38 protein-coding genes are annotated in these 23,161 nt (G+C 43.8%); 30 read left to right on the top strand and 8 right to left on the bottom strand.

Annotated features, from left to right (window positions below; translation table 11 throughout):
* The first annotated feature begins 215 nt into the window (after positions 1 to 215).
* From AC3WT9_RS04650 to AC3WT9_RS04585, 14 genes are all read left to right on the top strand, one after another.
* On the top strand, positions 216 to 869 hold the full coding sequence (locus AC3WT9_RS04650) for a LysM peptidoglycan-binding domain-containing protein (protein WP_492407488.1): 654 nt from the start codon (positions 216 to 218) through the stop codon (positions 867 to 869).
* Positions 866 to 1,876 carry an XkdQ/YqbQ family protein gene (locus AC3WT9_RS04645; protein WP_492407388.1) on the top strand — a complete coding sequence of 337 codons (1,011 nt, stop codon included), beginning with the start codon at positions 866 to 868 and terminating at the stop codon, positions 1,874 to 1,876. The genes AC3WT9_RS04650 and AC3WT9_RS04645 overlap by 4 nt, the downstream gene beginning before the upstream one ends.
* The gene (locus tag AC3WT9_RS04640; RefSeq protein WP_492407387.1) at positions 1,869 to 2,255 is read left to right on the top strand and encodes a hypothetical protein; all 387 of its coding nucleotides are present in this window, start codon (positions 1,869 to 1,871) and stop codon (positions 2,253 to 2,255) included. The genes AC3WT9_RS04645 and AC3WT9_RS04640 overlap by 8 nt, the downstream gene beginning before the upstream one ends.
* Complete coding sequence (locus AC3WT9_RS04635) at positions 2,248 to 2,700, top strand: DUF2634 domain-containing protein (protein ID WP_492407386.1); 453 nt, start codon at positions 2,248 to 2,250, stop codon at positions 2,698 to 2,700. The genes AC3WT9_RS04640 and AC3WT9_RS04635 overlap by 8 nt, the downstream gene beginning before the upstream one ends.
* Entirely contained in the window at positions 2,700 to 3,839 is a 1,140-nt protein-coding gene (locus AC3WT9_RS04630; protein ID WP_492407385.1) for a baseplate J/gp47 family protein, read from the top strand. The genes AC3WT9_RS04635 and AC3WT9_RS04630 overlap by 1 nt, the downstream gene beginning before the upstream one ends.
* Complete coding sequence (locus AC3WT9_RS04625) at positions 3,832 to 4,407, top strand: YmfQ family protein (RefSeq protein WP_492407384.1); 576 nt, start codon at positions 3,832 to 3,834, stop codon at positions 4,405 to 4,407. Before AC3WT9_RS04630 ends, AC3WT9_RS04625 begins: the two co-directional genes overlap by 8 nt.
* 13 nt (positions 4,408 to 4,420) lie before the next feature.
* Positions 4,421 to 7,171 (top strand): pyocin knob domain-containing protein, encoded by a 2,751-nt coding sequence (locus AC3WT9_RS04620; RefSeq protein ID WP_492407383.1) that lies wholly within the window; start codon positions 4,421 to 4,423, stop codon positions 7,169 to 7,171.
* 3 nt (positions 7,172 to 7,174) lie between these two features.
* Positions 7,175 to 7,906, top strand: a complete 732-nt coding sequence (locus AC3WT9_RS04615; RefSeq protein WP_492407382.1) for a hypothetical protein — start codon at positions 7,175 to 7,177, stop codon at positions 7,904 to 7,906.
* Positions 7,907 to 7,925: 19 nt separating this feature from the next.
* The gene (locus AC3WT9_RS04610) at positions 7,926 to 8,396 is read left to right on the top strand and encodes a hypothetical protein (protein WP_492407381.1); all 471 of its coding nucleotides are present in this window, start codon (positions 7,926 to 7,928) and stop codon (positions 8,394 to 8,396) included.
* Positions 8,397 to 8,504 carry a CD1375 family protein gene (locus tag AC3WT9_RS04605; protein ID WP_492407380.1) on the top strand — a complete coding sequence of 36 codons (108 nt, stop codon included), beginning with the start codon at positions 8,397 to 8,399 and terminating at the stop codon, positions 8,502 to 8,504.
* 58 nt (positions 8,505 to 8,562) lie between these two features.
* Positions 8,563 to 8,703 carry a CD1375 family protein gene (locus tag AC3WT9_RS04600; protein WP_438497189.1) on the top strand — a complete coding sequence of 47 codons (141 nt, stop codon included), beginning with the start codon at positions 8,563 to 8,565 and terminating at the stop codon, positions 8,701 to 8,703.
* Positions 8,704 to 8,798: 95 nt separating this feature from the next.
* Positions 8,799 to 9,200 carry a hypothetical protein gene (locus tag AC3WT9_RS04595; protein ID WP_492407379.1) on the top strand — a complete coding sequence of 134 codons (402 nt, stop codon included), beginning with the start codon at positions 8,799 to 8,801 and terminating at the stop codon, positions 9,198 to 9,200.
* A gap of 11 nt (positions 9,201 to 9,211) precedes the next feature.
* A complete protein-coding gene (locus AC3WT9_RS04590; protein WP_492407378.1) occupies positions 9,212 to 9,919 on the top strand; it encodes a M15 family metallopeptidase in 708 nt (235 codons plus the stop codon).
* Positions 9,920 to 10,135, top strand: coding sequence for a phage holin (locus AC3WT9_RS04585; protein ID WP_492407377.1), 216 nt, complete (start codon positions 9,920 to 9,922; stop codon positions 10,133 to 10,135). It abuts the gene before it with no gap.
* A 144-nt stretch (positions 10,136 to 10,279) separates the two neighbouring features.
* Here the strand turns inward: AC3WT9_RS04585 and AC3WT9_RS04580 are convergent, their stop codons facing one another.
* Positions 10,280 to 11,143 carry a DUF3800 domain-containing protein gene (locus AC3WT9_RS04580; protein ID WP_492407376.1) on the bottom strand — a complete coding sequence of 288 codons (864 nt, stop codon included), beginning with the start codon at positions 11,141 to 11,143 and terminating at the stop codon, positions 10,280 to 10,282.
* Positions 11,144 to 11,794: 651 nt separating this feature from the next.
* Positions 11,795 to 12,478, bottom strand: a complete 684-nt coding sequence (locus AC3WT9_RS04575; protein ID WP_492407375.1) for a hypothetical protein — start codon at positions 12,476 to 12,478, stop codon at positions 11,795 to 11,797.
* Between the two features lie 417 nt (positions 12,479 to 12,895).
* Here AC3WT9_RS04575 and AC3WT9_RS04570 point away from each other — a divergent pair, with 417 nt between their 5' ends.
* Entirely contained in the window at positions 12,896 to 14,482 is a 1,587-nt protein-coding gene (locus AC3WT9_RS04570) for an SIR2 family protein (RefSeq protein ID WP_492407374.1), read from the top strand.
* 133 nt (positions 14,483 to 14,615) lie between these two features.
* The gene (locus tag AC3WT9_RS04565; RefSeq protein ID WP_492407373.1) at positions 14,616 to 14,834 is read left to right on the top strand and encodes a hypothetical protein; all 219 of its coding nucleotides are present in this window, start codon (positions 14,616 to 14,618) and stop codon (positions 14,832 to 14,834) included.
* Between the two features lie 169 nt (positions 14,835 to 15,003).
* Here AC3WT9_RS04565 and AC3WT9_RS04560 read toward each other — a convergent pair whose 3' ends face one another.
* Entirely contained in the window at positions 15,004 to 15,171 is a 168-nt protein-coding gene (locus tag AC3WT9_RS04560; protein WP_492407372.1) for a hypothetical protein, read from the bottom strand.
* 15 nt (positions 15,172 to 15,186) lie between these two features.
* Positions 15,187 to 15,531 carry a hypothetical protein gene (locus tag AC3WT9_RS04555; protein WP_492407371.1) on the bottom strand — a complete coding sequence of 115 codons (345 nt, stop codon included), beginning with the start codon at positions 15,529 to 15,531 and terminating at the stop codon, positions 15,187 to 15,189.
* Positions 15,532 to 15,898: 367 nt separating this feature from the next.
* Between AC3WT9_RS04555 and AC3WT9_RS04550 the strand changes: the two genes are divergently transcribed.
* Positions 15,899 to 16,114: a helix-turn-helix domain-containing protein gene (locus AC3WT9_RS04550; protein WP_492407370.1), complete on the top strand. Its 216-nt coding sequence runs from the start codon at positions 15,899 to 15,901 to the stop codon at positions 16,112 to 16,114.
* Positions 16,115 to 16,121: 7 nt separating this feature from the next.
* Positions 16,122 to 16,340, top strand: a complete 219-nt coding sequence (locus AC3WT9_RS04545; RefSeq protein WP_492407369.1) for a hypothetical protein — start codon at positions 16,122 to 16,124, stop codon at positions 16,338 to 16,340.
* Positions 16,341 to 16,350: 10 nt separating this feature from the next.
* Here the strand turns inward: AC3WT9_RS04545 and AC3WT9_RS04540 are convergent, their stop codons facing one another.
* Together AC3WT9_RS04540 and AC3WT9_RS04535 are read right to left on the bottom strand one after the other, a co-directional pair.
* Positions 16,351 to 17,046, bottom strand: a complete 696-nt coding sequence (locus AC3WT9_RS04540) for a hypothetical protein (protein WP_492407368.1) — start codon at positions 17,044 to 17,046, stop codon at positions 16,351 to 16,353.
* Positions 17,047 to 17,217: 171 nt separating this feature from the next.
* Complete coding sequence (locus tag AC3WT9_RS04535; protein WP_492407367.1) at positions 17,218 to 17,580, bottom strand: hypothetical protein; 363 nt, start codon at positions 17,578 to 17,580, stop codon at positions 17,218 to 17,220.
* A gap of 203 nt (positions 17,581 to 17,783) precedes the next feature.
* On the opposite strand from AC3WT9_RS04535, the gene AC3WT9_RS04530 reads away from it, so the two are divergent.
* From AC3WT9_RS04530 to AC3WT9_RS04520, 3 genes are all read left to right on the top strand, one after another.
* Complete coding sequence (locus AC3WT9_RS04530) at positions 17,784 to 17,981, top strand: hypothetical protein (RefSeq protein ID WP_492407366.1); 198 nt, start codon at positions 17,784 to 17,786, stop codon at positions 17,979 to 17,981.
* An 84-nt stretch (positions 17,982 to 18,065) separates the two neighbouring features.
* Entirely contained in the window at positions 18,066 to 18,272 is a 207-nt protein-coding gene (locus AC3WT9_RS04525; protein ID WP_492407365.1) for a hypothetical protein, read from the top strand.
* A 13-nt stretch (positions 18,273 to 18,285) separates the two neighbouring features.
* Positions 18,286 to 18,765 (top strand): YhjD family protein, encoded by a 480-nt coding sequence (locus AC3WT9_RS04520; RefSeq protein WP_492407364.1) that lies wholly within the window; start codon positions 18,286 to 18,288, stop codon positions 18,763 to 18,765.
* 44 nt (positions 18,766 to 18,809) lie between these two features.
* Here AC3WT9_RS04520 and AC3WT9_RS04515 read toward each other — a convergent pair whose 3' ends face one another.
* A complete protein-coding gene (locus AC3WT9_RS04515) occupies positions 18,810 to 19,046 on the bottom strand; it encodes a helix-turn-helix domain-containing protein (protein WP_492407486.1) in 237 nt (78 codons plus the stop codon).
* Between the two features lie 41 nt (positions 19,047 to 19,087).
* Entirely contained in the window at positions 19,088 to 19,258 is a 171-nt protein-coding gene (locus tag AC3WT9_RS04510; protein WP_492407363.1) for a hypothetical protein, read from the bottom strand.
* A 153-nt stretch (positions 19,259 to 19,411) separates the two neighbouring features.
* Here AC3WT9_RS04510 and AC3WT9_RS04505 point away from each other — a divergent pair, with 153 nt between their 5' ends.
* From AC3WT9_RS04505 to AC3WT9_RS04465, 9 genes are all read left to right on the top strand, one after another.
* Positions 19,412 to 19,819 carry a hypothetical protein gene (locus AC3WT9_RS04505; protein WP_492407362.1) on the top strand — a complete coding sequence of 136 codons (408 nt, stop codon included), beginning with the start codon at positions 19,412 to 19,414 and terminating at the stop codon, positions 19,817 to 19,819.
* 15 nt (positions 19,820 to 19,834) lie between these two features.
* A complete protein-coding gene (locus AC3WT9_RS04500; protein ID WP_492407361.1) occupies positions 19,835 to 19,993 on the top strand; it encodes a hypothetical protein in 159 nt (52 codons plus the stop codon).
* Positions 19,994 to 20,061: 68 nt separating this feature from the next.
* Complete coding sequence (locus AC3WT9_RS04495; RefSeq protein ID WP_492407360.1) at positions 20,062 to 20,304, top strand: hypothetical protein; 243 nt, start codon at positions 20,062 to 20,064, stop codon at positions 20,302 to 20,304.
* A 67-nt stretch (positions 20,305 to 20,371) separates the two neighbouring features.
* Positions 20,372 to 20,578: a hypothetical protein gene (locus tag AC3WT9_RS04490; protein WP_492407359.1), complete on the top strand. Its 207-nt coding sequence runs from the start codon at positions 20,372 to 20,374 to the stop codon at positions 20,576 to 20,578.
* Positions 20,579 to 20,707: 129 nt separating this feature from the next.
* Positions 20,708 to 20,950, top strand: coding sequence for a DUF7667 family protein (locus AC3WT9_RS04485; protein ID WP_492407358.1), 243 nt, complete (start codon positions 20,708 to 20,710; stop codon positions 20,948 to 20,950).
* The gene (locus AC3WT9_RS04480; RefSeq protein ID WP_492407357.1) at positions 20,947 to 21,192 is read left to right on the top strand and encodes a hypothetical protein; all 246 of its coding nucleotides are present in this window, start codon (positions 20,947 to 20,949) and stop codon (positions 21,190 to 21,192) included. The genes AC3WT9_RS04485 and AC3WT9_RS04480 overlap by 4 nt, the downstream gene beginning before the upstream one ends.
* A 743-nt stretch (positions 21,193 to 21,935) precedes the next feature.
* Complete coding sequence (locus AC3WT9_RS04475) at positions 21,936 to 22,454, top strand: accessory gene regulator ArgB-like protein (protein ID WP_492407356.1); 519 nt, start codon at positions 21,936 to 21,938, stop codon at positions 22,452 to 22,454.
* 4 nt (positions 22,455 to 22,458) lie between these two features.
* Positions 22,459 to 22,593, top strand: coding sequence for an AgrD family cyclic lactone autoinducer peptide (locus AC3WT9_RS04470; protein WP_492407355.1), 135 nt, complete (start codon positions 22,459 to 22,461; stop codon positions 22,591 to 22,593).
* Positions 22,594 to 22,986, top strand: a complete 393-nt coding sequence (locus AC3WT9_RS04465; protein WP_492407354.1) for a hypothetical protein — start codon at positions 22,594 to 22,596, stop codon at positions 22,984 to 22,986.
* The last annotated feature ends 175 nt before the right edge of the window (positions 22,987 to 23,161 follow it).

The following is a 23,161-nucleotide window of genomic DNA, read 5'->3' as shown; positions in this document are numbered from 1 at the left end:
GGGTTTATTTTCTTTTCTTAATGCTTACGACTATAGCTACTATAATCGCAGTCCGTAATGCAATTTGGGCCTATAAAGAAAACAATAAACATGCGTTCTCTAAAGAGTTTTTTCGTGCTTTTTTGGGTGGGCTTGTAATTATGTATTTCGTATTTATATTTAATTAAACATTGTGGTAAATCATCATGAGCAATTCACGAAAACGGGGTGTTAGAGTGGAGTTACACCTTATAGACGGAGCGGGCAAAAACTTCGTCTTTCCGGTCAATCCGGAAGAAATTAAAATCAACCGTGGAAAAGGATTCGAAACGGTGAACATAGTAAGATTCGGAGAGTTTGATTATCCGAGTGGGGAGAAGGTGAAGGAAATCACCTTCTCTTCTTTTTTTCCCAAGGAGCCGGATTCGTACTGTGTGACACAGAATATCCCTGACCCTTACGAAGCAATGAACCTATTAACAACCTATATGGTGGGAAAGCAGCCGGTACGCTTCATAATTACTGGCTCTCCCTTAAATAACCTTGTAATTATATCCGTGCATGATACAACGTACCGCGGCGGTGAGCCGGGAGACGTTTATTTTGATCTTACGTTACGGACTTGGCGAGAGCCACGGGTTCATACTCAGGCTGGAGCAGCTAAGCAAAAAGCAACTTCTGTTAAAAATGCGGCATCTACCAGTCGGCCTGATACCAAGAAAGTACCGAAATCGTACACAGTCCGACCCGGTGACTCCCTCTCCAAGATAGCTAAACTGGAACTTGGCAACAGCGGAAAATGGGAGGCACTCTATGCATTGAATAAGAAAGCAATTGGTCCGGATCCAAACAAGATTAAACCAGGTCAGAAGCTGGTGATGCCTACATGAGCTATGAAGTTGTACATCTGGACAAGTACTATCTCCGGGAAATCATTGAAAGCATCTCACTCAAAGATTCACTTGATCAGATATCATACATGGCAACCGTAAGAATAGCTGTTCCGGCTTCTATGCAAGCCATCAATCCGGCGGATTTAATCCGCATTAGTGGTATTCCTTATGGAAAAAGCGAATGGAAGCCGCTATTAAACCCAGGAGTGGTGTGGGAATGCAATAGCACTACAGACAATATCAAGGTATTGGATTTAACTATTTATGACCGGACCATTTATATAGCTAAGTCCGAGGACGAATACTTATTCCCAGCTGGGCAAACGGCCAGTCAGCGGTTCCGAAAGTATGCGGCAGACTGGGGAATAGAGCTTTCAACCATCCCGGATACCAAGACGAAGCTGAAAAAGGCCGTTTACCGCTCCCAAGCGATTTACAGCATGATTACCGCTGACCTGCAGGAGACCGTAAAAGCGGGCGGGGAAATGTATATCCCCCGCATGACGACTAACGGTCTGGAACTCTTTAAAGTGGGCAGCAATTCGACTGTGTGGGTGCTAGAGGCGACAGAGAATGTATCTCGCCGCCGTACATTGGAGGGAGCTGTAACAAAAGTGAAGGTAATCGGTACGGAGGACCGCAAGAAGACAACCCGTACCAAAAAATCCGGTAGCAATGAAGAGACTCCTTCTCCAATCCTTGCGATTGCCACCGGAGAAGCCAAGAAATACGGCACGTTGCAGAGGATGGTTCAGGATGAGGATGTGAAGACCGCGGCGGCCGGCAAGAAACTGGCAGAATCCATGCTTACCGGGACACAAGAAACCATCTCATATACCGGAATTGACATTAATACACTTCGCGCCGGAGATGCAGTATTCCTGGATGGCACGAAGAAGATTGTCACGTCTATTACTCATATGTTAGGGGATCCGGGACACATGAATTTAGACCTGGCTACAGCGGATTACGTAAAAAGGAGGTATTTCTTGAAATATGGGTGATGCATACGATGTACTGCATGAGGCAATTCAGGAGTCCTTTAGTAAAAGGCTTGGGGAATCGATGTCTGGCGTTCCTGCAGAGATGGGTACAATCACCGGATCCGGTCTGAAGCTAGATAACTTCAAACATGAGATTCAAGATTACCTTGTCGCTGGGTGGACGGTAACGCTGGGGATGCCAGCATACAGCTTATCCGGGACGATAAACACCGGCAGTGGGAGCGGGACAGCCACATTCAACGTCCCCGCGAAGGAAATCAAAGATGTGCAAGTGGATATGGCGGCCGGGCTGCAGCCAGGGGATAGAGTGCTCACTATCCCTGTAAACGGAGGCAATGATGTAGTAGTCATATGCAGGGTGGTGGATACAGGTGGCTAATCTCTTCCCGGATGATATTGGATGGAACAGCTCAGAAAGTGACGAAACGCCTAGCTCCGAGGTTACATTTGGCCGGAGTTGGCGCTTCGACTATGAAGCTGGTGATTTTATTATGACTCCGACACGTAAGGTGGCTGCAGCAGGCGAGAAAGAGGCTTGGGTGGAGTGGTGCAAAAAAGCGTTGCGCACACCTCGTTACAGACATGTCATTTACTCAAGAAATCACGGACAGGAATTCGACGATCTTATTGGCCGCGGATACAGCAAAGCAGTTCAAGAGAGTGAAATACAGCGGATCGTTACTGAAACACTTAAGGTAGACCCACGAACGGCCAATGTTAGCAATTTCATTTTCACATGGGCAGATGATGCCTGTAATTTCTCCTGTACCATCACTAACGTACGGGAAGAATCGGAGACCATTGATGGGAGGACGGATGCCTAATGTCTGATTTACCTCTTTACCTGCAGGACCAAACCGAAGAAGAAATCATGCAGCGCATGCTGAACAGAGTGCCCGAGGACATTGACAAGTCCGAGGGCTCTTTTATTTGGGATGCACAGGAGCCGGTAGCATTCGCGCTGTCAGAAGCGGCGATTTGGGCCCGAGAGATTCTACGCCGCGGCTTCGCGAGTACAGCAGCGAGCACAGACCCCGCTTATCGTTCCGAGGAGCTAACGTTACGGGCAGCAGAACATGGTGTTCCGCGCCGCAATGCGGTGGCTGCAGTAGGTCAAGTAACCTTTACGGGCACTCCGGGTAAGGTCATTCCAGCCGGGACGGTTGTAGCTACGCCAGCGGATGAGGTCTCTGGTGAATCAAGTACCGAGTATGAGACTACTGCGGCTGTAACGATAACATCCGGCGGTACCGGAACCGCGCCGATAAGTGCTCTGGTGGCTGGAGTGGCAGGGATCGTGCCAGCCGGCGTAATTGAAATTATGAGCACGCCAATCAGCGGAGTGACGGCGGTAACTAATCAAACTGCCATTTCGGGTGGCGCTGACATTGAAACGGATGCCTCCTTGCTTGAGCGTTATTACCTGCGCGTGCGCAATCCCGGGACAAGCGGTAACAAAGCACATTACTTACAATGGGCTAGTGAGATTCCTGGTGTGGGAGCGGTCCAGGTTAAGCCCTTATGGCAGGGCCCAGGTACAGTAGGCATTTACCTTCTTGATACAGACAAACGCGCTGCTAACGCAAGCATTGTATCGTCGGTTCAGGAGCATATTGACCCTACTCAGGATGGGCAGGGGGAAGGGGCGGCGCCGGCTGGCCCGATCGTAACGGTCATGCCGGCAGTGGAGGTACCGATTAATATTTCAGTTAAGCTTACTCTTGCATCTGGAGCCACTCTTTCTGCCGTCAAAACGTTGATTCAAAGCGGAGTCGTCACCTACTTAAAACAGCTTGCTTTTGTGGATCCGCTCGTTCGATATACAAGAATCGCAGCAGTATTGCTAGATATTCCACCGATTATCGATTTTACCAATCTGACCGTTAATGGGCAGTCAGATACCAACATCCAGATTAACCCGGGTCAGGTCGCAGTGCTGGGAACGGTTGATGCCCATGAGTGATTTTGCTATCACCAGCTCTAGTGGGCAACAGATGTTTGCCAACCTCCCAGCGTATTACGAGAGATCACGGGTCATGAAGGCTGACTTGAATGCAAAAGGCGTGGAGCTGGACTATTTTACTCAGGCACTTAATGAGGTGCTGGATCAGTTCTTTGTCAGTACTGCCACATGGGGAATAGAAATCTGGGAAAACGAACTCAATCTTACTGTTGATGCCTTAAAGCCTATTGAACAACGGCGTTCCGTGATCGAATCAAAGCTTAGAGGAGCGGGAAAGTTCTCTGGACGATTGGTTAAGAATGTGGCCGAAGCGTACGATGGCGGAACCGTGGATGTTGCGTTCCGGCCTACAGAATATGCTTTTACAGTCCGTTTTATAGACACTCTAGGCATTCCGCCGAACCTGGACGACCTGAAGGCAGCTATTGAGGAAATAAAACCGGCTCATATGGACGTAGATTACAAATATCGTTATCTCCTTATCAGAGAAATCAACAATGTTATGACCATCAATCAACTGCAGCAGCACAAGCTTACCGATTTTGCGCCGTTCTTAGATCAAGCATGAAAGGAGAGACCTTATGCCAAGTAATACACCAAATTTAAATTTATACAAAAAGAACCCGGCAACAGACGGCGACGATACATTTAACATTGAAACAATGCTTAATGAAAACTTCGACAAGATCGATGCACATGCCGGAGACAATACACGTCACATCATGACAGCCGAACGCGATACATGGAACGCCAAAGAGACAACTGTCGGGGCACAGACAAAGGCAAATGCAGCGAGAGACGCCGCTATCAATACTGCTGCCTTAGATGCTACAACTAAAGCTAATGCTGCAAGGGATGCGGCAAAGGCTGCTTCAATCCCTATTGGGCAAAAAGGCGCAGCTGGTGGCGTGGCTGATCTTGATGCGAGTGGTAAAGTGCCAAGGGACAAGACATATAATTCGCTGGGTGGTCAGGGTGGCATAACAAACCTGAACACGGCTTTCACTGCGGGCATTTGGACAATTTCCCCCGACGCGACCGGAAGTCCAGAACCGAGCGGTTACGGCATCTTAGAAAATATTGTTAGTAACGCAGAAGTTTATAACGGCTCTAGCAACTGGATTATTCAAATTGTACGCATGCTTGATGGGGACGTGTTCTCACGCATAAAGGTGAATCAAGGCGTTTGGGGACCGTGGAATCTTGAGGGTGGCGTGGGCGTATTCAAAACCAAGGGGATTGTAGGCACTGACTATAACGAATATATCCATCCGGGTACTTACCAGATTTACGGAAACATACCAGCTAACGCTCCGCCATTAACAGCACCTTGGGGTATCCTTAACGTCTATATGGGAAGTAACGGTTATATTGTGCAGGAAGCCACCCAAACAACCACCTCATACGGTAAATGGTATCGAACGCGCATAGAAACGGAATGGGGTCCATGGCTCAACATCGCTGTGCAAAACAGAGCTGCAATATTTGACGGGGTGGATGCAAGAAGTGCCGAAAATTTTAGACTAGCGACCGACGCCCCAAGCACCTACCCCGGAGGAGAGACTACTTTCTTTGTTAACAACTCGCCGGGCTGGCCCGCAGTTTACGGCACTGTTGTTTCAGTCAGAGGTAACGATAGGGTAGGGGCTACGGCAGTCACTCAGTATTTTTATCCGTATAATATATCTGCCCCAATTAAGTACCGTCAAGCGCTATACAGCAGCGACACATGGGGCGAATGGAAGACCGTTCTCACAAATTCTGATGCTGTCGGATATGCCAAGACAGGGAGGTACGTTACTTTTGGCGGGACAGATACGGGCGTTACGACTCCTGAGTTTATAACGATGCTTAAGAATATGGGAGCACATTCCCCCGAGGGAGGATACTGGGTTGGTCGGGGCGATTGGTCCTATGCTACTAACGTCCATATTACGGACACAGGCCTTGGTTTAATACATCTTGCGGGGGCGGTTGTAGAAGTAATTGGCTCCCTTAACTCTGACCATTATACAATCCGTATTACGACACCTACGACCAACGCTGTGGACGCCGATACAAACAGTAGCGAGTTTATTTACGTTAACAATGGGGTGGGTTACTATCCGGCTTGGCGGAAGAGCTTGAACAGTGCAAATACATCGGGTTTGTTTGGAGTAGGGCAAACTGTAGGTAATGCCAATACACTTGTGCACAACGGCTCTTATGTTGTTGCCGCATCGTGGACAGGAAGTCTTTGGGCTGGCGCAGACGGCGCTAATCAAGGATATCTTACGCATACTAGCTGGAACGCTGACAACTCTTATGCCGTGCAAACGTTCATGCCCATTAATACTACTGATGTTGGAAGAAACGGAATGTGGTACAGAAGAAAAATAGCGGGTGCTTGGGGCACATGGACTAGAGTGTACAGTGCTGAAAATGACATCGGCATTTTCAAAGAAAGAGGTATCGTTCCTGCTGGGTCAGACTTAAATGACTATAACGGTAACGGTTCGTACATGCTCCTAAGTGATTACTACGCATCCTACGTCCATCGCCCTCCAGTAGACTCCTATTACGTTCTAACGGTTTCGAGGGCGGCTGGAGGCGGTGGATTTGTAAAACAAACAGCCACTCAAGTGTTTGGCTCCTTTGAGTACTATAGAACTCGCACCGATCAGGGTATTTGGAGTAGTTGGGTAGAAGTAATGACTAGTGAGTCGGGCAACTCCTTTGTTAGTAGAAGTTTACCTTCTTCAGGAGAGGACCTAAACAATAAAACCGCGCTGGGAATGTACGTCTTAGGAGCAAGTAACGATTATGTTAATGGTCCTGGATTAGACTGGTGTTTGTTAAATGTGTACAGGAACTCCAGCGGCTATATGGTTCAAGAAGCTACAAACGTCGGGTCTGATACTCCACGGAAGAGGTTTAGAACACGAACCGAAGCGAATTATTGGAGTCGCTGGACTGATGTTGTTACTACAGATGCCACTGGGAAAATTCCGGGAGTAGCTGCTAATAGAGTAGCTATTAATGGTGTGCCGTTAACGACAACCGCATCCACTACGGTGGCAACATACACGATCCCAACCACAGGTATGTACACAGTAAAGATTTGCTTGCATGTATCTAATCAACGGGATGTAGCAATTAATGTCAATTATGCGGGAATGGGAGGTTCAAAAAGCAGAGTTGTTTTACCGTATTTAACAACAATGGCCCCGGATGATTGGGATTTCATCCCTGTCACTATTTTATGTAATGCGGGCAGCAATATAAACGTAGTCGCGCAAACATCCATAGCCAATTCAGTTTATATAACTGCCACCATCACACAGGAGGGTTAACCAATGCCATTATATATACCGGGTTCGGCAGTCGAATCTCAAGTGCTGCAAGGAGCGACCTTTTCAGCAGGAACTAGATACAATGTTGTGGGTACAATGCCCAATAACGGAGCGGGCGGCGTAGTGACGCCTGGACCCACACCGCAGGTCAAGCCAGCAGGGGCATACACAACTGCTATTACAGTTGCTGGCGTATCCGTTCCAGCGGGCGCCGTGTTAGTGGGTACAACAATAGCGGGGACTGCTGGGGCAATGCCAAACAGGAGTGCGCAAAATATCCACTTACCTGCCGCTGCAGTAACGGTATGGGCTAATGATAGAGTGTTTTTGCAGCCCCCACAGGGTTACTATGATGGGTCCACGTGGGTTACTACTGCTGCTCCACAATTTAATGCTTCAAATATTCGTAATGGAGTGAACCTTCTTGGAATCACGGGAACTATGGTAGAGGGCAGACGAACAGCTACTGGAACGTTTGTCCACGGAACTGGACAAACTGCCACTGTTACTGGACTGGGATTTAAGCCAGGTACAGTCGAACTTGCCTGGACGCAGGATGGGCGGTATATCAGAGAAGGATATTCGTATGGGTCGTGGTATTGCTCATACATGAACGGAACCGCAACAGATCCACTTTATATCAACTTTTCTAATAGTTCGGTATTTAGCGGAGGGTTTACCATAGACATGCTTGGGGGACAAGGCTTTACGATCACATGGCGGGCGACAGAATAAAAAATAGGAGGATATTAATATGGAAATCGGAAGAAAAATTTATTATGACAAAGCGACAGGAAATGTAATTCTTGATACTGGCGAAAAAGTCGGTGATGTTGTTAAAACAACTCGCGAGCAGGATTTTGCGTCTTTCAAGGTGCTTAAGGAGCGTGTAGAGGAAACGGTAGGAATGATTGAATTAGAGTTCGGTCAATATAACGTCGAGTTCCGTGAGTCTTGGGGACGATTTCGCGTGAATCCAGAAACGGAGAAGCTGGAGTTTTTATATACAAACCCAGAAGCTCCAGAACAACCGACGGAACCAGTCTACCAGAAGCCACTCACGGAGCAAATCAAAGACCTGACAACAGAGCTATCCAGCACACAAATGGCTCTTGCTGATAATTACGAGCAGCTGCTCTCTGCACAAACTGAGGCCGTAAGTGCGCAATTGGCGTTAACTGAGCTGTACGAACTGGTATTGCCCCTGACTGGAGGTGCTAAGTAAATGACACAAGTATATGCAAGCTTGATCCGCAAGGGATTTAAAAAGCTGGAGCAAGTACCGGCTGTAATCCGTGAGGATGTTGCCGTGCTGCTGGGCGACAATGCGTAACTGGTTGGCGGGGCTGCTGGTGTCCGGCGGTCTACGTCTCATGAGGGGAGGTGATACCATGTCTGTTATTTATGCGCTGCTGATTATTAAGGGGCTGAAAACTTATGCTCAAGTACCTGCCAAGCTGCAGCCGGAGGTTAAGACCTACCTGGCCGCAAGCGACCTGGACGAGAACGGAGATCCATTACCAGCTAAATAGATTTAACGATGGCGCCCAGTGAGGCGTTTTTATTTTGCCCTCGGAGCCGAACCGGGGGCTGTTTTTATACACCAATTAGATAAAGGGGAGCATTCATGATGGCAGACGGGGGAGCAGATGTACGGGGAGGGGTTGAGGATGTAATGCCATTACAACGCCTTGAAGAGGTAGAGGCGGGGTTGAGCACTCTGTCCAGTGAGTTTGCCCGATTAGCTGCCGAAAATGTTACGGCAAACACTAAGCTGAGGCTACTGGAAGAGAATGACCATCGTCATGATGAAAATATTAAGGAGATCAAAAGTTCAACCATCAAAATGGAGATTCAGTTCAGTGCAATTATGGCTAAGTTCGACAGCCTCGAAAGCAAAATTTTCTCTCTGCTTCAGCAAGCTAACAAGGACAGCGGCGCAGAACGAAAGCTTTGGATGGATATGATTAAATACATTGTTTTGATTGCTCTTGGAGCAGCAGCAGGCAATCAATTTTTAGGAAAATAAGGAGTGGTGTAATGCTTACATTAGATCAGGTGAAACTCAAATCACATAAACGCCTTATTGGGCTGCATCCTGTCCTTGCAGCGGCTACGGTGGCCCTCATTGAGCGTTGTTACGTCCGAGGGGTCAATATAGTCATTACCCAAGGGCTGCGGACCATAGCCGAGCAGAACGCGCTTTACGCTCAGGGCAGGACCAAGCCCGGGAAGATCGTCACAAATGCCAAGGGCGGTACCAGTTACCACAACTTTGGACTTGCTATCGACTTTGCGCTGCTACTTCCAGATGGGAAACAAGTCTCTTGGGATCTGAAACGCGATGGTGACGGTGATAAGGTGGCAGACTGGACGGAGGTTGTTCAGGAGGCCAAAACGCTCGGGTTTGAGTGGGGCGGGGACTTTGTTTCCATTAAGGATGCCCCACACTTCCAAATGACTTTCGGACTGAGCACGTCCGCGCTACGACAAGGTTATACACCAAAGGCATCAGTAGTTAATGCGGCTTATGCCGTAATTGATAAATGTATGAAGGAGGTTAAACCACCTGTGAAAAAGGATGTAATCGTATCGGTAATTGTAGACGGTAAGAAGGTGGCCGACGGCGTAGCTGATGAAGGTGTTACCTATACGCCAGCAAGGGCCGTAGCAGAGGCTTTAGGGGCTACGGTGGACTATGACGCTAAAACCAAAACAATGACAATCACCAGCAAGGGGGATAAGTAAATGAAAAGCAAATGGCGTAACTATGGATTGTGGATATCTTTGACGGCAGCCGTGCTACTGGGCGTGCAAACGGTTGGGGCAATCTTTGGGCTGGAGCTGGCACCGGAGAAGTATGATGAGGTTACTACGGCGGTGAATGCTGTATTGGGTATCCTGGTGGTGTTGGGGATTGTAAGCAATCCGGAAGCTGGCAAGGGATACTCTGATAATCATTAGAAATTAAGATGACCCCGCAGTCTATTTTGCGGGGTCAATAAATGTTAAATAATTTGCATTTTTCATTACTAACAGTTATATTTTAATCAGGGATCGGGATTACTCGGTCGACCGCCCAGCATTATGCTGTGGCGGATTTATTTTTTAAGGCCTCCAAATTTTCAAGCCGCGACCTAAATGATCAGGATATTTAAACAGTTTTTTTTCAACTACATCATAAGCGGGGTCAATTAAATTATTTGGATCTATCTTTCTGTGCTGTTTATGAATGGGGTAACAAACCAAGTCGGCATATTCTAAAATTACAAACGAACTTCTATCTTCATCTTGTGCCCACCATTTAGGATTGAAATATACACCTAGTATATTTTTAAAGTGAGAGGCTGAATTTTTATTTGTACCTATTTCAACCATCTTTACTATGTAGTCAAGTACAAATTTATCTTCTTTCTTTCCCCTTGATTCTAACATCACAATTCCAGTTTTATTCCCCTCATTCAGACCCATACAAAATCTTTCCAATATAAACTGAACTGCGATGTGATAAGGATGAATTGCCCAGTCGGTATATTTTTTATAGTGAGCAAGTTTATCGACATGGCAAGATATAATTTTGGCATTTATAGACTCTATCATTTCTGTCAATGAGCCAGTTAGAAGAGAGGGCTCGATATTATTAAAGGGGAAAGATTTTTTTCGAATATCTCTAGAGTGGAAACACACTCGCTTTTGCTTGTCTTTATATAAACACATTCCATCATTCCAATACTTATATTTAACGGTGTTTACCACATTTTTCAATTTATCATATCGGTTTTGATCAACAACAACACCAGTTAATGTAAAATCCTTCATTGAGAAATCTATTTCGTCCTCTTTTCCGTTAGTAACTTTGCGTTTTATCGTTACCAAGTCAGAACTACCACTCTCATCCATACCCATGACATAGTCTACACCATCTGGCCAATATTCAATTATTTGAGGTCTTTTTTTCCAGTCTTCATCCATAATTATTCCTCCCAAGTAGTTACAACCTTACTGATATCATATTTTGTCAGGTAAAGATTTACAAAGGTTTTTTGTGGTCATTTATTTGAATGTGACAAAGTTCTTTCTTGAAAAGAAATATTTTCAAAGATAATCTATAATCAATTGGGATATGGAAGAACTGTATCCCACATTTATAGCGGGGGATTTATCATAGGGAGTGATTGTTTAGTGATTGCCTATAAAGTGCTGGAAAGCGATATAGAATTCTTCTCGGCGGCCTTAGCACAATCAAAGGTATCTGTCAGTATCGGGAAGATCCTGACCCAATCGGGCACCTAATGGACTACGGTGGCATAGTCGAGGGATATACTCCGGACGCTGTTAATTGCTGAGTTTACTTCATTAGAGAACGATTTGAATTTGGAGCATATATAAGATAACCCGCTGGGCTTGTGCCTGACGGGTTTGTTGTTTTTGTGCAATAAACAAGGTAGCGGCGGTAAGAGCAGACGTTTATATGATTCATTCCTGTGACCAATCGATTGCAAACTCGGAGTTACAGTCGGACAGGTAGGTCATAATAATATTTGCTCTGTTGAAAGCTTTAAGCGACTAGAATATGTTAGATATGAGCTTCTACAAAACACACCGGCATGAATAGCACATTGTTTACTCGACAAGAGAATCATCTTTTGAAGGTCTAAGACTAAGACATAACTCCCAGAGTTCTTTTAATAGACCTTTATTTGATGGTCCACCACAGATATGCTTACACCTCATAATATTGAAATCTAGACCTTCATTATAAAACACATGTATGTCTTCAGAATTTGTAACATGATTAAATTTACCAACAAGATAATATTTAAAGTCTTTACCACTAAGTTCGTACGATGTAATGGCATTTCCGTCTGCACCGGAACTTTGCGTGTAAGAAATGTCTGTTTTACTCAATTCATAAAAATTTTCAATAAGAACGTGAAAGATGGTATAGAAAAACTCATCATCAGCAAGGTCTTTATTTGCTTTTAGACCAAGTAGGTCACGGGTAACAATCACAGTTCCTTTATTGATAGAGCGGATAAGATCATTGAGAATTATATTCTTTGACCAGCGGAATGGAATGTTTAATTCCTCGCCATATTCTGCTTGAATTTCTTTCTCAATAGCGAGTGCCCAAGTTGTATTCTCCTCTTCTTTGCTTTTAATTACCTTTTTAAATACCTTAAACGCTCTTTCATTAAGGGTTTCGTTGTTTCCAATAATACCATACTTTAACATTAACTCTCTAAATTGCTCGATTGTTCCCCTTTTTTGACCTGTAAGCTCAATAACTTCAGATACAGTTGGCAAAGTTATCCCTCCAGTATTAGCGTTAGTCGGATTAGACTCTTATCCGACTTATTTGTTTGATATTAGATTACTACATAATGCTAAATATTTCAATTTGAATTTGGAAGTTGAATACTGCATAAGATTGCCTCGGAGGGCTCCGCTTACGCTCAGGCCGTTTATAAGAATCTCGTTGGTGATTATAAGCTATAGCAAGCCTTGGCATTTGCTTCTTACCAGCTGGTTGTACGAGGTATCAAAGTAGCACCAGAGGAGATCCGGGCAGCCGTCGAGAAAGTATATCTTGCTTATAAAGCGACTAAATTGACAAAGCAGTAATAATTGTCCACTGGCTTAGGCTGGTGGGCTTTTTTTATTTTGCTTAATTGTAATTTGTGGTACTATTTTCCTAACCCGTTTGTTTAAGGAGTGAGAACTTTGACGATATTAGATCAGCTATTAGAGAAAAATGAATTCCCTATAGTATTTATAGGTTCAGGTATTTCAAAAAGATTTTTAGATGATTTTCCAGATTGGCCAAGTCTACTTGAAGAATTTTGGGGAAAAGCAAACTTATATAATTTTTATGGTGAGTTGAATAATGCTCGCTCTCAAATTCAAATCAATTATCCGAACTTCAATGAAAAAGAAATTGATCATGAGGCTTACATTCAAGTCGGTGCTACTTTAGAAACAGAATTCAATCGACTCTTTAATAGTGGTAATTTGGATATTGATAACTTTACACAACAAGACTCTTTCAAATCTAAATTATCTCCATTTAAAAAGGCCATATCTAACCGATTTAAACAATATAATTTAAAGGTCGAAACGGAAGAAGAGTATAAGCTATTTACTAAAATGCTATTAAAAACACAAATCATTTTAACTACAAACTACGATACATTTATTGAAGACTCTTATAACGAATCTGGTGTTCATACTATTACAAAATACATTGGTCAACGCGGATTTTTTGGTGAGTCTTTTGATTATGCAGAACTGTATAAACTGCATGGGTGCGTGGATAGTCCAGACGATATAACCATAACGAAAAGTGATTACCTACGTTTTGAAAAAAACTCAGTTCTAATTACAGCAAAAATAATCTCTATGATGCTCACTTCCCCTATCATTTTTTTAGGATATTCTCTAACAGATGTTAATATGAGGAAAATCATAAGTGATTTTACCCGATCTCTTTCTGATGCTGAAGTAGAGTTGTTAGAAAATCGATTGATACTAGTAGAATGGCTTGAAGGAGAGCAAGGTTTAGTTGAAGAGGTACTAACCGATAGGGATTTAGGCTGTAAACTGAAAGTTATCAAAACTGACAATTTCGGGCTTGTATTTGATAAGATAAGTAAAGTTGATCAGGGAGTTGCGCCGTCTGAGGTTCGGAAGTATCAGCACGTGATAAAAAAACTAATTGTTGATGGAGGCAGGAAAGGTAGTTTGAATACGCTACTTGTCGCTCCTGATCAATTAGATGAGATTGAAAAGAGGATTGGGGACGGGAAATTAATAGTTGCGTTGGGTGATGCTACTTATATTTTTCAAATGCCTGACTTCGTAAGCTACGTATATAATTATTTTTATGAAATTGAACCTCTCCATACTGACATAGCATTACGATTTATTGCAAGTCAGAGTGCCATATCAAGAATTCCATTTCTAAAATATGTTAATGGTGTTGATATCGATAAAACAAACCTTCACCCGTTTGACAAAGATAAGATAAAACATAGGATCATATCATATCCAGATGCTACGGTATGCATTAAAAAGATAAATGCTTCATATAAAATTAGGATGCCTTCAATGAACACAATAATGAAACTCAAGTTTAAATCAGACAAAGAGTTTGAAGTAATAGCATATAATGCATTGAAATTAGATAAACAAGAGTTGAATGATTATATTAAAGAAAAACTCGAGGGGTTCAAAGCGGAGGGAGCACGGAGCCTACCGACATCTTTTAGAAGGTTACTAATGATTTTTGATTTTATAATTAATAAAGGTTAGCGCTCGAACCCACGTGTGGATTGACGCTAACCTCTTTGAAACCGTAATATTATATGTTCATATTACAGAAATATTCATTAAAAATCAATGTTTTTTGTTATGGCATTTCCTAATTCTAGGAGGACTTATTTCATTGGAGATTCTTTACAAAATCCTGGAGAGTGATAATGACTTTTTTGTAGCTGCCCTTGCGCAATCCGAGGTCTCAGTCTGGTACCGGGAAGATCCGGACCCAATCGGCCACCTAATGGATTATGGCGGATTGGTGGAGGGATATTCCCCAGAGAGAATCAAGATTGCTGGCGGTTGGTTTATGCGTGAACGGTTTGAATTTAGAGCATACATAAAATAACCCGTTGGGCTTCTGCCTAACGGGTTATTTCTTTTTAATCTTGTAGATCACCGACGGCGGGCTTTAATCAATGCGGCGATTGAGACGACCAGCGCTGCAGCAATGACAACCCAAGTAATTACGTTCAGCATGACTAATTCCTCCTTTAGAGGGGCCGTAGCCCCACATACTATTTGAACTCTACCGTGATGTAGGATAGGCCCATATCGTCGATTTTGTTCAGCAGATCATCCCTGCCTCTATCCGTGCGTACTAACTCGCGTTCGCTGCCATCATCCTCGGTGAGCATAGCTATCAATTTGCTTTTGCTGCCATTTTCAAAGACATTAATCTTCATTACCGTTCACACTCCTTATAGTAGTGGGGCCGTAGCCCCGTGGTATTTGCCTGGGATGTAATCGTCCACTATATCCGAAGGTTCTCCATTCCATACAGGCAGGGCATCAATCCACCGGAAATCATCCTCATTAAATTGCTCCCACTTACGTTCCCAAACGTTATGCAGTTTGTTATTGTCTGGCTTCCGCTCAACTCTGATTTCCATCCAGACGGCAGCTTCATTCCGCCCCTTGAAGAACCAGTAATCAGTATCCGGCGAAGGTAGGGCTGCCACCCTTTCCATATGCAGAACACTCTGTACATAATCCTGAGCCGGCTCTTTACGCAGTATCTTTACCATTGAACCTTTGTTTGCCATATCCCTTATCCCTCCTGCGTATGCCCACCGGCAGATTGTATCGTCCAAACCGTTTATGTTATGATTGGGTGGAGAGCAGGGGCCCTAACCCCTACCCTCCGGGAACCTTACTTACGTTTGCCTCGGCGGCTGCGTTTTTTGGTTCCTTTCTTTTTGTCCTTTAGCAGCAGATAAGCTGTGTAGCACTGGATGGCTGCTGTAAGGAGCTGTACCCAATCTTTCATGTTTTCCTCTCCTTTCTGGAAGTTAATGTTTCACTTCCTGTATTTAATATATCATTTTATGTATTATAAGTCAAATAAAAAGTTTGACTTTCTGTATTTATTTTATTATTATGAGTACATAAAGTTACAGGAAGGTGAAGTAAATGCCATTCTCATATAAGCCGCTCATGGTGCTGCTGGCTCAAAATGAAATGAAAAAGGGCGATCTTAAGCAGGCGTTGGGCTTTGGGCCATCAACCGTGGCTAAGTTTGACAAAGGGGAATATGTTTCACTTGAGGTGCTCGACAAACTGTGTAGCTATTTTGGTGTACAACCTAATGATGTTATCGAGCATGTGTCAGAACAAGCAGGGGAGTAGAGGGGGCATGAGTGGTGCATACAAAGTCCTTAAGAACGACGCTGACTTCTTCGCAGCTGCCTTGTCGATGTCACGCGTATCCGTATGGTTTCGCCTTGCCCCCGATCCTGTAGGGCACCTGATAGACTACGGCGGAATAGTGGAGGAGTTTACCCCGGATGATATCAAGCTGTCAGGCTCTTACTTCGTCCGGGAACGTTTTGAGTTTCGGGCAGAAGCCAAATAACCCGTCAACCTTAAGAGGTCGGCGGGTTATTTTCTTTTTCTTCAAGAGCGTCAATATATGGCTGATGATATTTCTTTTCACCTTCAGCCCGGGCCTTTGCGGCAGAATCGATATCTGAAAATGTGCCGAGATGATATGTTTTCCCTTTCACACGAATGCTGGCAGTGAAGGCCATAGAACCATCTTTTCGCAATCGCTGTCCAACACCTTTTTTTCCGGTAGTGTTGTCCACCCGTAGTTTCCGTTTGAGTGTCGGAACGACAACGCCATCTATAGTGAGCTGTTCCGCAGTCACCTCGTGGGCTAATCGAATTGCATCCAACCGATTGCATCCACATGATTCTGTTACCCCTCCCAGTAGTCTGTCTGAAGAAATTATACTTGGAGTGGGATTTCCACATGAACATGAACATATCCAATGCACTTTTCTATTCTTATGCTTAATATCGCTACGTTTTATGACAGTTAGTTTCCCGAATATTCTTCCAGTAAGATCATTTGTATTTTTCTCAGAAACACGTTCGCTTTGCAAGCATCCGCAGGAAAGTGTGTGTCCATTTCTTAAATTTGGCATGGTTACAGTGATCGGGGTTCCGCAGTCACATACACACTCCCAACGACGAGTATACCCACGCTGTTCAGCCTCTTTTGTCACTACTAAACGTCCGTAACGCTCTCCCGTAAGATTAATACTACGTTTACTCATTCCATCTATCCTTTAACCACAGTGGCCGCCCCTCGACAGTTGCATCAGGGCGCAGCATTATTCCGCGATAGTTCGGCTTTAATGCTGCGCGTGCTGCTTGGTCAACAGCCTGACGTGATTTCCCCAAGTGTTCAGCGACCCAGGGGATATCTACATATTCAAGGAGCGAAGTTACTTTCCCGCAGACTCTCCAAATTCTTCATCCAAGGCTTTATTCACTGCCGCAGCATTGTCTTCAAGATCAACATCTCCAGCCGAGAATACCACAGCGTCAACATCATCGGAGTCGTGTTCTTCTTTCAATTTTGCAATTCGAGCTGCAAGAGCAACTTGGGCATTAATTACTTCTGACCACCAATCATATGTATCCTGTTCAGCCACGAAAGCACCAGATTCTTCATCCCAGGTGAATTGTCCATCGGCTAAAGCGTCATAGTTTCCAATAAAGTCTTGTACAAAATCAGTGCCTGAAGCGAGGTCAATCATTGTCAGTTCTTTAATTTCATTCGTTTCAGTGATTAGTACTTTCATCATCGCTATCTATCCTTTCAACCTCATCCGGTTTCTCCGGTTTGTTGGCGATCCGTAATCTCTTGCTGTAATCTAAATATATCACCGATGCTTGTCGATGACAAGGGAACAATAATGAGAACAAAACATTAATTTCCATTGATTAAAAATTCCTAGTGCGGTTATAATACAAACAAATGTTCTTATATTAACGGAGGCGATCAATCATGAAAATGAGCATCGGCCAGACCATTGAAATTATATACCTGGATAAAGCCGGGAAGATCACTCAGCGAAAAATTGAAGTGGGCGGTATCCGTAACGGCCGTATCCGGGCTACATGCCTGACTACGGGTGGGCCACGCGTATTTCTGGAAACCAGTATCTTGTCTTGGCGTCCCGTGCAGGAGCGGCGGCATGCTTGACGATACCCCGCGTAAGCTGCTTCGGATCATATTTCAGTTCCGGTATCATTTAGACGGATGCCCAACATTAAGGAGCTACGACGATTGAGCGGGCGGCGGCCTGCGGAGATAATTAATGGTTTTAAAGTGCTGGCTGAAGAGAATTATATAGTATGGGAAGCAGGCAAAGCCATTGAGACGGCTGCAATTATCGAGGGCTGGGAACGTAACACGCCGTATGATACAGCGCCGCAGGGGGGCGCACAGAGCGCCAGGCGTGGAACTGACATAGATTACTGGTTGTATCATTGAGGGGGTACATATCGTGAGCAAATTAGATGGTAACGAGCGATGGAAAACAAAAATGTTAATGACAGAACATGTAGAAGAGCATGAGCGAAAAGAAGAGGAGAAGACCACCGGCAGTAAGATGCTCACTAATGATGAGCGCGAGATGATCAGGGATCTCATTTTACTGCCACATATAGATACCATGGTTAGCAAGAGCTTGAAGGAGATCGAGCATTCTGGCAACGTCCTTAAACGAGCCTATCTGATGGCCGGGCAGGCTATACAGCACCGAATCATGCGGGATACCTATCAACTTCAAAAAGAACTGAAGCAGCGTAATATTAAATTTTTTGCAGATGAACAAGATGAGTTTATCTCATATCACAAAATCTTTTGCCGGGGCTACCAGGAGCGATTCGGACTTACCCGCGATGTAATGCGTACTGAAATCAGTCTGCGGCTGACCAAATATACCGCAGAGCTCGGAGACTCATTAAAAGATCATCTTAAATAAGTAAGCCCCGTCAGTGATTATACTGACGGGGCTTTGTTTGTTGTTCACTCGTGATAATCTCGAAGGTAGTGCCAAGGAATATCATTGGGTTCTCGAAACTCCATCAATTCACTTAAATCTGTTACCCCTAGATGCTTAGCAATCGAAGCCAAAATTCCGAGATTGTAGGTTTGTAATTCATTTTCGCAGAATTGCTTAATCTCGTAAGGTTGAAAAGAGCTTTTCTTAGCAAGTTGTCTGCGAGTGACCCCTTTAGCGTCTAATACCTCTTGAAGTTTGATATAAATTTGCAGTTGTAATGCACCTCCATTTTATAGAATGATTATTCTGGCGTGATTCCTTTTTTCTCTTCAACCAATAGATTTACAACAACGCTGACCGTGCACTTCCTGCGGTCGGCTTCTTCGCGTAACCAATCTAAGAGCTCAGGTTCAAAATAAATGGCCTCGCGGATTTTCTTCTCTCCTTCGGCTTTCTTAGGCCGTCCTGCCATAAAATCAACTCCTTGTACAATTGAATTTTACAGCATTTAAAAATATTTAGCAATATTCGATATTATCTATTTACAAGCATTTAAAAGCATGTTAAATTAGATTCACAAGGAACACAATACAGCTGGCGGGCATACGCGGGAGGGATAAGGAATATGGAAACAATGATCGGAGAGTATGGAAATAGATATGAAAAGTACGCCGGGCAAGTTTGGGTATCGGAGCAAAGACCACAAGAGCAGCGACAAGGATTTAACGTGGCTACATTAGATAAGCGTTCGGGCGAGTTGAGAGTTCTGGGGTACACAAATCGAGATGATGAGGCAGGGCGAGTTTTAGAAGATGCCATTCGTGGGGTCTTAAATTCATATGGCTGGTTTGATCACGTAATAAATCATCTACTGGCAGAGCCAGATGAAATTGCAACATGCAGTGTGTGCAGGAGGGAATATCACGAAAATGATGTTAATCTAGTCGATTATGAAGATGATGTTTGTGTCGTATGCGAGCCGAAGTACAGAGAGGAAATCGGAGAACACGGGGCTACGGCCCCACTACTATAAGGGAGGCAATTGGTTATGTTTTATGTGATGGAAAACAAAAACGATGTGATCATCTGTAAGGATGAGGCGGCAGTAAAACACAATGAATCAAACGGCAGTGGATTTAAACTTGTCGGAACTCGTAGGACGGAGCGCGGCGCGGAAGCATTAGCAAACAAGCGTTGTGAACTTTAGGTTTGACACTAAGGGGCTACGGCCCCACAAAACTACAGCCGAAGGGCTTTAACCTTGGAGGATGCGCGATGGAGTACACATTAGGGATTCAGTGCCCAGATAACGGGGTTCCAGTATACGGAACGTTCGATGAAGAAACGGGGAATTGCTCTTTTGAGCTGGAGGATGAAGAGTATGCTTTACAATTCTGTGACTCGGATACGATAGCAGAAGCACAACACTGGTGCGATTCCATCAATAGACTAACTTTTTCAAGCGTGGATGAAGCTAATGAGCACTTGGTAGTGCTCGGCTCCAGCGAATTTTTCTAACCGCCTGACGATGGCTCCAGCGGGATGAATTGAACAATGTGGGGCTAAGGCCCCTTTAAAGGAGGAAATGATGATTAACAAGCAAAAAGAGATTGACGAATTAGCTAATTACTTAATAGAGCAATATCCAGGAGAACACGACGGAAGGTTCCGTCGAGCTGCAGTACTCGGAAGGATAGAGGCCATTGTAGAAAGCGACCGCACTCCATTTGCCAAAGTGCGGGATATCAAGATTGTACTAGCAGCAATGAATAAAGCAGATGACACCGCCTGATGAGCGCCGAGAGCGCCTTGGACCGGCTGCGGAGTTGGTCGAAACCTACCGGAGTGTATTTGCCGGGATGGTCGCGGAATCCGCCATAAGAGGGCTGCGCGCGTCCTCACATGTATAGGAGTGATATCTATGTTGGCTGTACATCAACGATTGGCAGAGATATTTCACGAGAATTTGAAAGGAGCCTTAACAGAGAAGTTGGATATCGAACTGCAGCAGTGTTTCCACGAGAACGCAAAATATTGCTGGGACATGAACACCCTTAATAATATGCTGATCCAAGCAAGAGCCACAAAAGATATTAAGTGGGAAGCAGATTTAACTGCACAAATGGATTGGCTACGGCGTACCGGTAAGGTGGTCATGCAATGAAATACGAAGATTTACACGAGGGGCAGGCTGTCCAGATTGCCGAAGGACATGGTAGCGGGTTTGGTGGCTTCCGGGGTGTAGTGGTTGGTGTCGGGGAGGCGATGACATTAGATAAAACATTAGTGATCAAAGGGGCAAGTGTAGAGATTGGTGGAGTGTTTTTGGTCTTAGTGGAGGCTGAATTCTTGGAGCCGGCGCAAGAAGAAAAACTGCCGCCTGGCTGGACTGAATTCGATGTGTGAATGATGTAGCATGACACCGTCTGACAAGCCTCTAAAATGTAAATTTTACTATACTCATATAGGACCAGAGATATATAATTAATCTATTGAAAGAAAAATATGGCAGGCGGTGTTGTGATTGTCGCGGGAGTCGATTCTATTCATTGTTTTTTCAACAATTGAAACGTTTGCTGTTTACTATGTGATGATGTCGATTTACAGGCTCAAACCTATGGAGTTTATATGGGAGGCTCTATTCACTATTTTATTGATGGATTTACAAAGTTTTGTATTAAGAGAGGAACTCTCGCTGTCACCTCTTGTACCTTTGATCAACATTTTTTTGTTTACATTATTGTTAAAGACGGTAATAAGGGTTCCGATAATTTGGTCAATAATCATCTCTCTTACCGGGTATTTCCTAATGGTACTAATACAAGTGGCGATCGTGAATTTGTCCTTCGGTTTATTAACGGTCGCAGAAATACATGCCAGTCCTGCAAGAGGTTATCTACTCCAATTTTTAAGTGGAGCTATAGGGATGGCAATAATAAAGATATACAACTTTTTTGGTGGAGGTTTCGATTTTGAATTCGAAAGACTAAAATTCAAAAGTGAAATTGTGATCGTGTATCTAATGATTATTGGCACCTTGTTGTCATCGGTAATTCTATTAAGTAGAAATAATTCATTCCTTGATGTTATTTTCATATCAATAGCTGTGTTGTTCTTCTTATTCTACGCAACTAGAAAGGAAAAAGAGAGTGATTGAACATCTAGCCCGCCTAATTGCCAAAAAAATAAAAAAAGAAGTGCCGAATCATATTACATCTGCAGAAGTGTTAGAGTTTTCTTTATCTATTCTAATTAACGCTGCAATGATTATAATAAGTACATTTCTCATCTCGGTACTTGTTACTGGGAGAGTCATTGAAACTGTAGTTGCGTTGATTGCATTTCCTGTGCTCAGACAAGTGTCAGGTGGGTTCCATTTAAAAACTGGTATGGGGTGTGTGATATTTACAACAATTCTAATGACGGCTATTTCTTATTCTGATTTTAGTAACTCAATAACAGTAGTATTCGGCTTGATCAGTGTATTTTTAGCTTTGATTTATGCTCCATCCGGAATAGAAAATCAATCCAGAATACCCGAAAAGTATTATCCACTATTAAAGGTGGTCACAGTCGCAATTATCAGTATGAATTTCATTGTCCTTTCACCTGTAATTGCATCTGCGTTTTTGATACAAGCTTTAACTTTAATTAAATTGAGGGGGTGATTTTATGAAAAAGGGATTTTACAATGCTGCAGCTACAGTACTCGGGGTGCTTGCAGTGGGCTTTGTATCACCTGCTAGTATCTGGTATGTGTATGGGGGGAATACGCCAAAGGAACTTTTAAAAAAACAGGAGGTTTAAATGACCTACTTTACAGTAACTAAAGATCCAGAAGGGGATACAGGTCTGCACACAATAACAGTTGACGGCATTTTAATGTTTGAGTATTCCCGAAGACACAACAAAATCCTAATGACGACCGCAGATGGCATATTTTATACCGGTGGTACCTTGGCTTACTGGACGAACGCTTTCATTAATTCTGGAAAAAATTTCATCCAGTCAGATAGAGGGACTTCAATAAATTTAGACAAGGTCATATCGGTTGATATAACCTTGAGAGTTGTTTATTTTGATTGTTACCATAGCGGCAAACAATTAAGGTGCACAATGTCTGAAAAAAGAAGTCCTTCAGTTATAAAAGAACTAAGATTACTCGAAACGAATATTGAATTTATCAAAGAGCGCTTATAGCGCTCTTTTTTGTAATGTCAGAAATGTAAATAGGAAATAATGTAGAATAATGTCGATTTGTGTGTAATACAATATTATTTCGTCTGTTGAATATGGATGTACATGGAATCATTGGGAGGTGTATTATTGAATTAATTCGAACGGGGAAAATATGTTGACATTTCTCTCTTGAACG

It is taken from the genome of Paenibacillus sp. EB106-06-01-XG199 (assembly GCF_058791575.1).
Note: the sequence above shows the minus strand (reverse complement) of the source record. Positions and strands in the feature narration are given on the sequence as shown.

What these genes read in the sequence shown, in the direction of transcription:
- AC3WT9_RS04595 (WP_492407379.1), top strand. Translation starts at nt 8,799, where the DNA reads ATGATGGCAGACGGGGGAGCAGATGTACGGGGAGGGGTTGAGGATGTA.
- AC3WT9_RS04600 (WP_438497189.1), top strand. Translation starts at nt 8,563, where the DNA reads ATGTCTGTTATTTATGCGCTGCTGATTATTAAGGGGCTGAAAACTTAT.
- AC3WT9_RS04545 (WP_492407369.1), top strand. Translation starts at nt 16,122, where the DNA reads ATGAGTGGTGCATACAAAGTCCTTAAGAACGACGCTGACTTCTTCGCA.
- AC3WT9_RS04580 (WP_492407376.1), bottom strand. Translation starts at nt 11,143, where the DNA reads ATGGATGAAGACTGGAAAAAAAGACCTCAAATAATTGAATATTGGCCA.
- AC3WT9_RS04615 (WP_492407382.1), top strand. Translation starts at nt 7,175, where the DNA reads ATGCCATTATATATACCGGGTTCGGCAGTCGAATCTCAAGTGCTGCAA.
- AC3WT9_RS04465 (WP_492407354.1), top strand. Translation starts at nt 22,594, where the DNA reads ATGACCTACTTTACAGTAACTAAAGATCCAGAAGGGGATACAGGTCTG.
- AC3WT9_RS04625 (WP_492407384.1), top strand. Translation starts at nt 3,832, where the DNA reads ATGAGTGATTTTGCTATCACCAGCTCTAGTGGGCAACAGATGTTTGCC.
- AC3WT9_RS04560 (WP_492407372.1), bottom strand. Translation starts at nt 15,171, where the DNA reads ATGAAGATTAATGTCTTTGAAAATGGCAGCAAAAGCAAATTGATAGCT.
- AC3WT9_RS04470 (WP_492407355.1), top strand. Translation starts at nt 22,459, where the DNA reads ATGAAAAAGGGATTTTACAATGCTGCAGCTACAGTACTCGGGGTGCTT.
- AC3WT9_RS04550 (WP_492407370.1), top strand. Translation starts at nt 15,899, where the DNA reads ATGCCATTCTCATATAAGCCGCTCATGGTGCTGCTGGCTCAAAATGAA.
- AC3WT9_RS04630 (WP_492407385.1), top strand. Translation starts at nt 2,700, where the DNA reads ATGTCTGATTTACCTCTTTACCTGCAGGACCAAACCGAAGAAGAAATC.
- AC3WT9_RS04485 (WP_492407358.1), top strand. Translation starts at nt 20,708, where the DNA reads ATGTTGGCTGTACATCAACGATTGGCAGAGATATTTCACGAGAATTTG.
- AC3WT9_RS04620 (WP_492407383.1), top strand. Translation starts at nt 4,421, where the DNA reads ATGCCAAGTAATACACCAAATTTAAATTTATACAAAAAGAACCCGGCA.
- AC3WT9_RS04480 (WP_492407357.1), top strand. Translation starts at nt 20,947, where the DNA reads ATGAAATACGAAGATTTACACGAGGGGCAGGCTGTCCAGATTGCCGAA.
- AC3WT9_RS04640 (WP_492407387.1), top strand. Translation starts at nt 1,869, where the DNA reads ATGGGTGATGCATACGATGTACTGCATGAGGCAATTCAGGAGTCCTTT.
- AC3WT9_RS04605 (WP_492407380.1), top strand. Translation starts at nt 8,397, where the DNA reads ATGACACAAGTATATGCAAGCTTGATCCGCAAGGGATTTAAAAAGCTG.
- AC3WT9_RS04610 (WP_492407381.1), top strand. Translation starts at nt 7,926, where the DNA reads ATGGAAATCGGAAGAAAAATTTATTATGACAAAGCGACAGGAAATGTA.
- AC3WT9_RS04645 (WP_492407388.1), top strand. Translation starts at nt 866, where the DNA reads ATGAGCTATGAAGTTGTACATCTGGACAAGTACTATCTCCGGGAAATC.
- AC3WT9_RS04590 (WP_492407378.1), top strand. Translation starts at nt 9,212, where the DNA reads ATGCTTACATTAGATCAGGTGAAACTCAAATCACATAAACGCCTTATT.
- AC3WT9_RS04535 (WP_492407367.1), bottom strand. Translation starts at nt 17,580, where the DNA reads ATGATGAAAGTACTAATCACTGAAACGAATGAAATTAAAGAACTGACA.
- AC3WT9_RS04540 (WP_492407368.1), bottom strand. Translation starts at nt 17,046, where the DNA reads ATGAGTAAACGTAGTATTAATCTTACGGGAGAGCGTTACGGACGTTTA.
- AC3WT9_RS04530 (WP_492407366.1), top strand. Translation starts at nt 17,784, where the DNA reads ATGAAAATGAGCATCGGCCAGACCATTGAAATTATATACCTGGATAAA.
- AC3WT9_RS04555 (WP_492407371.1), bottom strand. Translation starts at nt 15,531, where the DNA reads ATGGCAAACAAAGGTTCAATGGTAAAGATACTGCGTAAAGAGCCGGCT.
- AC3WT9_RS04500 (WP_492407361.1), top strand. Translation starts at nt 19,835, where the DNA reads ATGTTTTATGTGATGGAAAACAAAAACGATGTGATCATCTGTAAGGAT.
- AC3WT9_RS04490 (WP_492407359.1), top strand. Translation starts at nt 20,372, where the DNA reads ATGATGATTAACAAGCAAAAAGAGATTGACGAATTAGCTAATTACTTA.
- AC3WT9_RS04510 (WP_492407363.1), bottom strand. Translation starts at nt 19,258, where the DNA reads ATGGCAGGACGGCCTAAGAAAGCCGAAGGAGAGAAGAAAATCCGCGAG.
- AC3WT9_RS04505 (WP_492407362.1), top strand. Translation starts at nt 19,412, where the DNA reads ATGGAAACAATGATCGGAGAGTATGGAAATAGATATGAAAAGTACGCC.
- AC3WT9_RS04585 (WP_492407377.1), top strand. Translation starts at nt 9,920, where the DNA reads ATGAAAAGCAAATGGCGTAACTATGGATTGTGGATATCTTTGACGGCA.
- AC3WT9_RS04495 (WP_492407360.1), top strand. Translation starts at nt 20,062, where the DNA reads ATGGAGTACACATTAGGGATTCAGTGCCCAGATAACGGGGTTCCAGTA.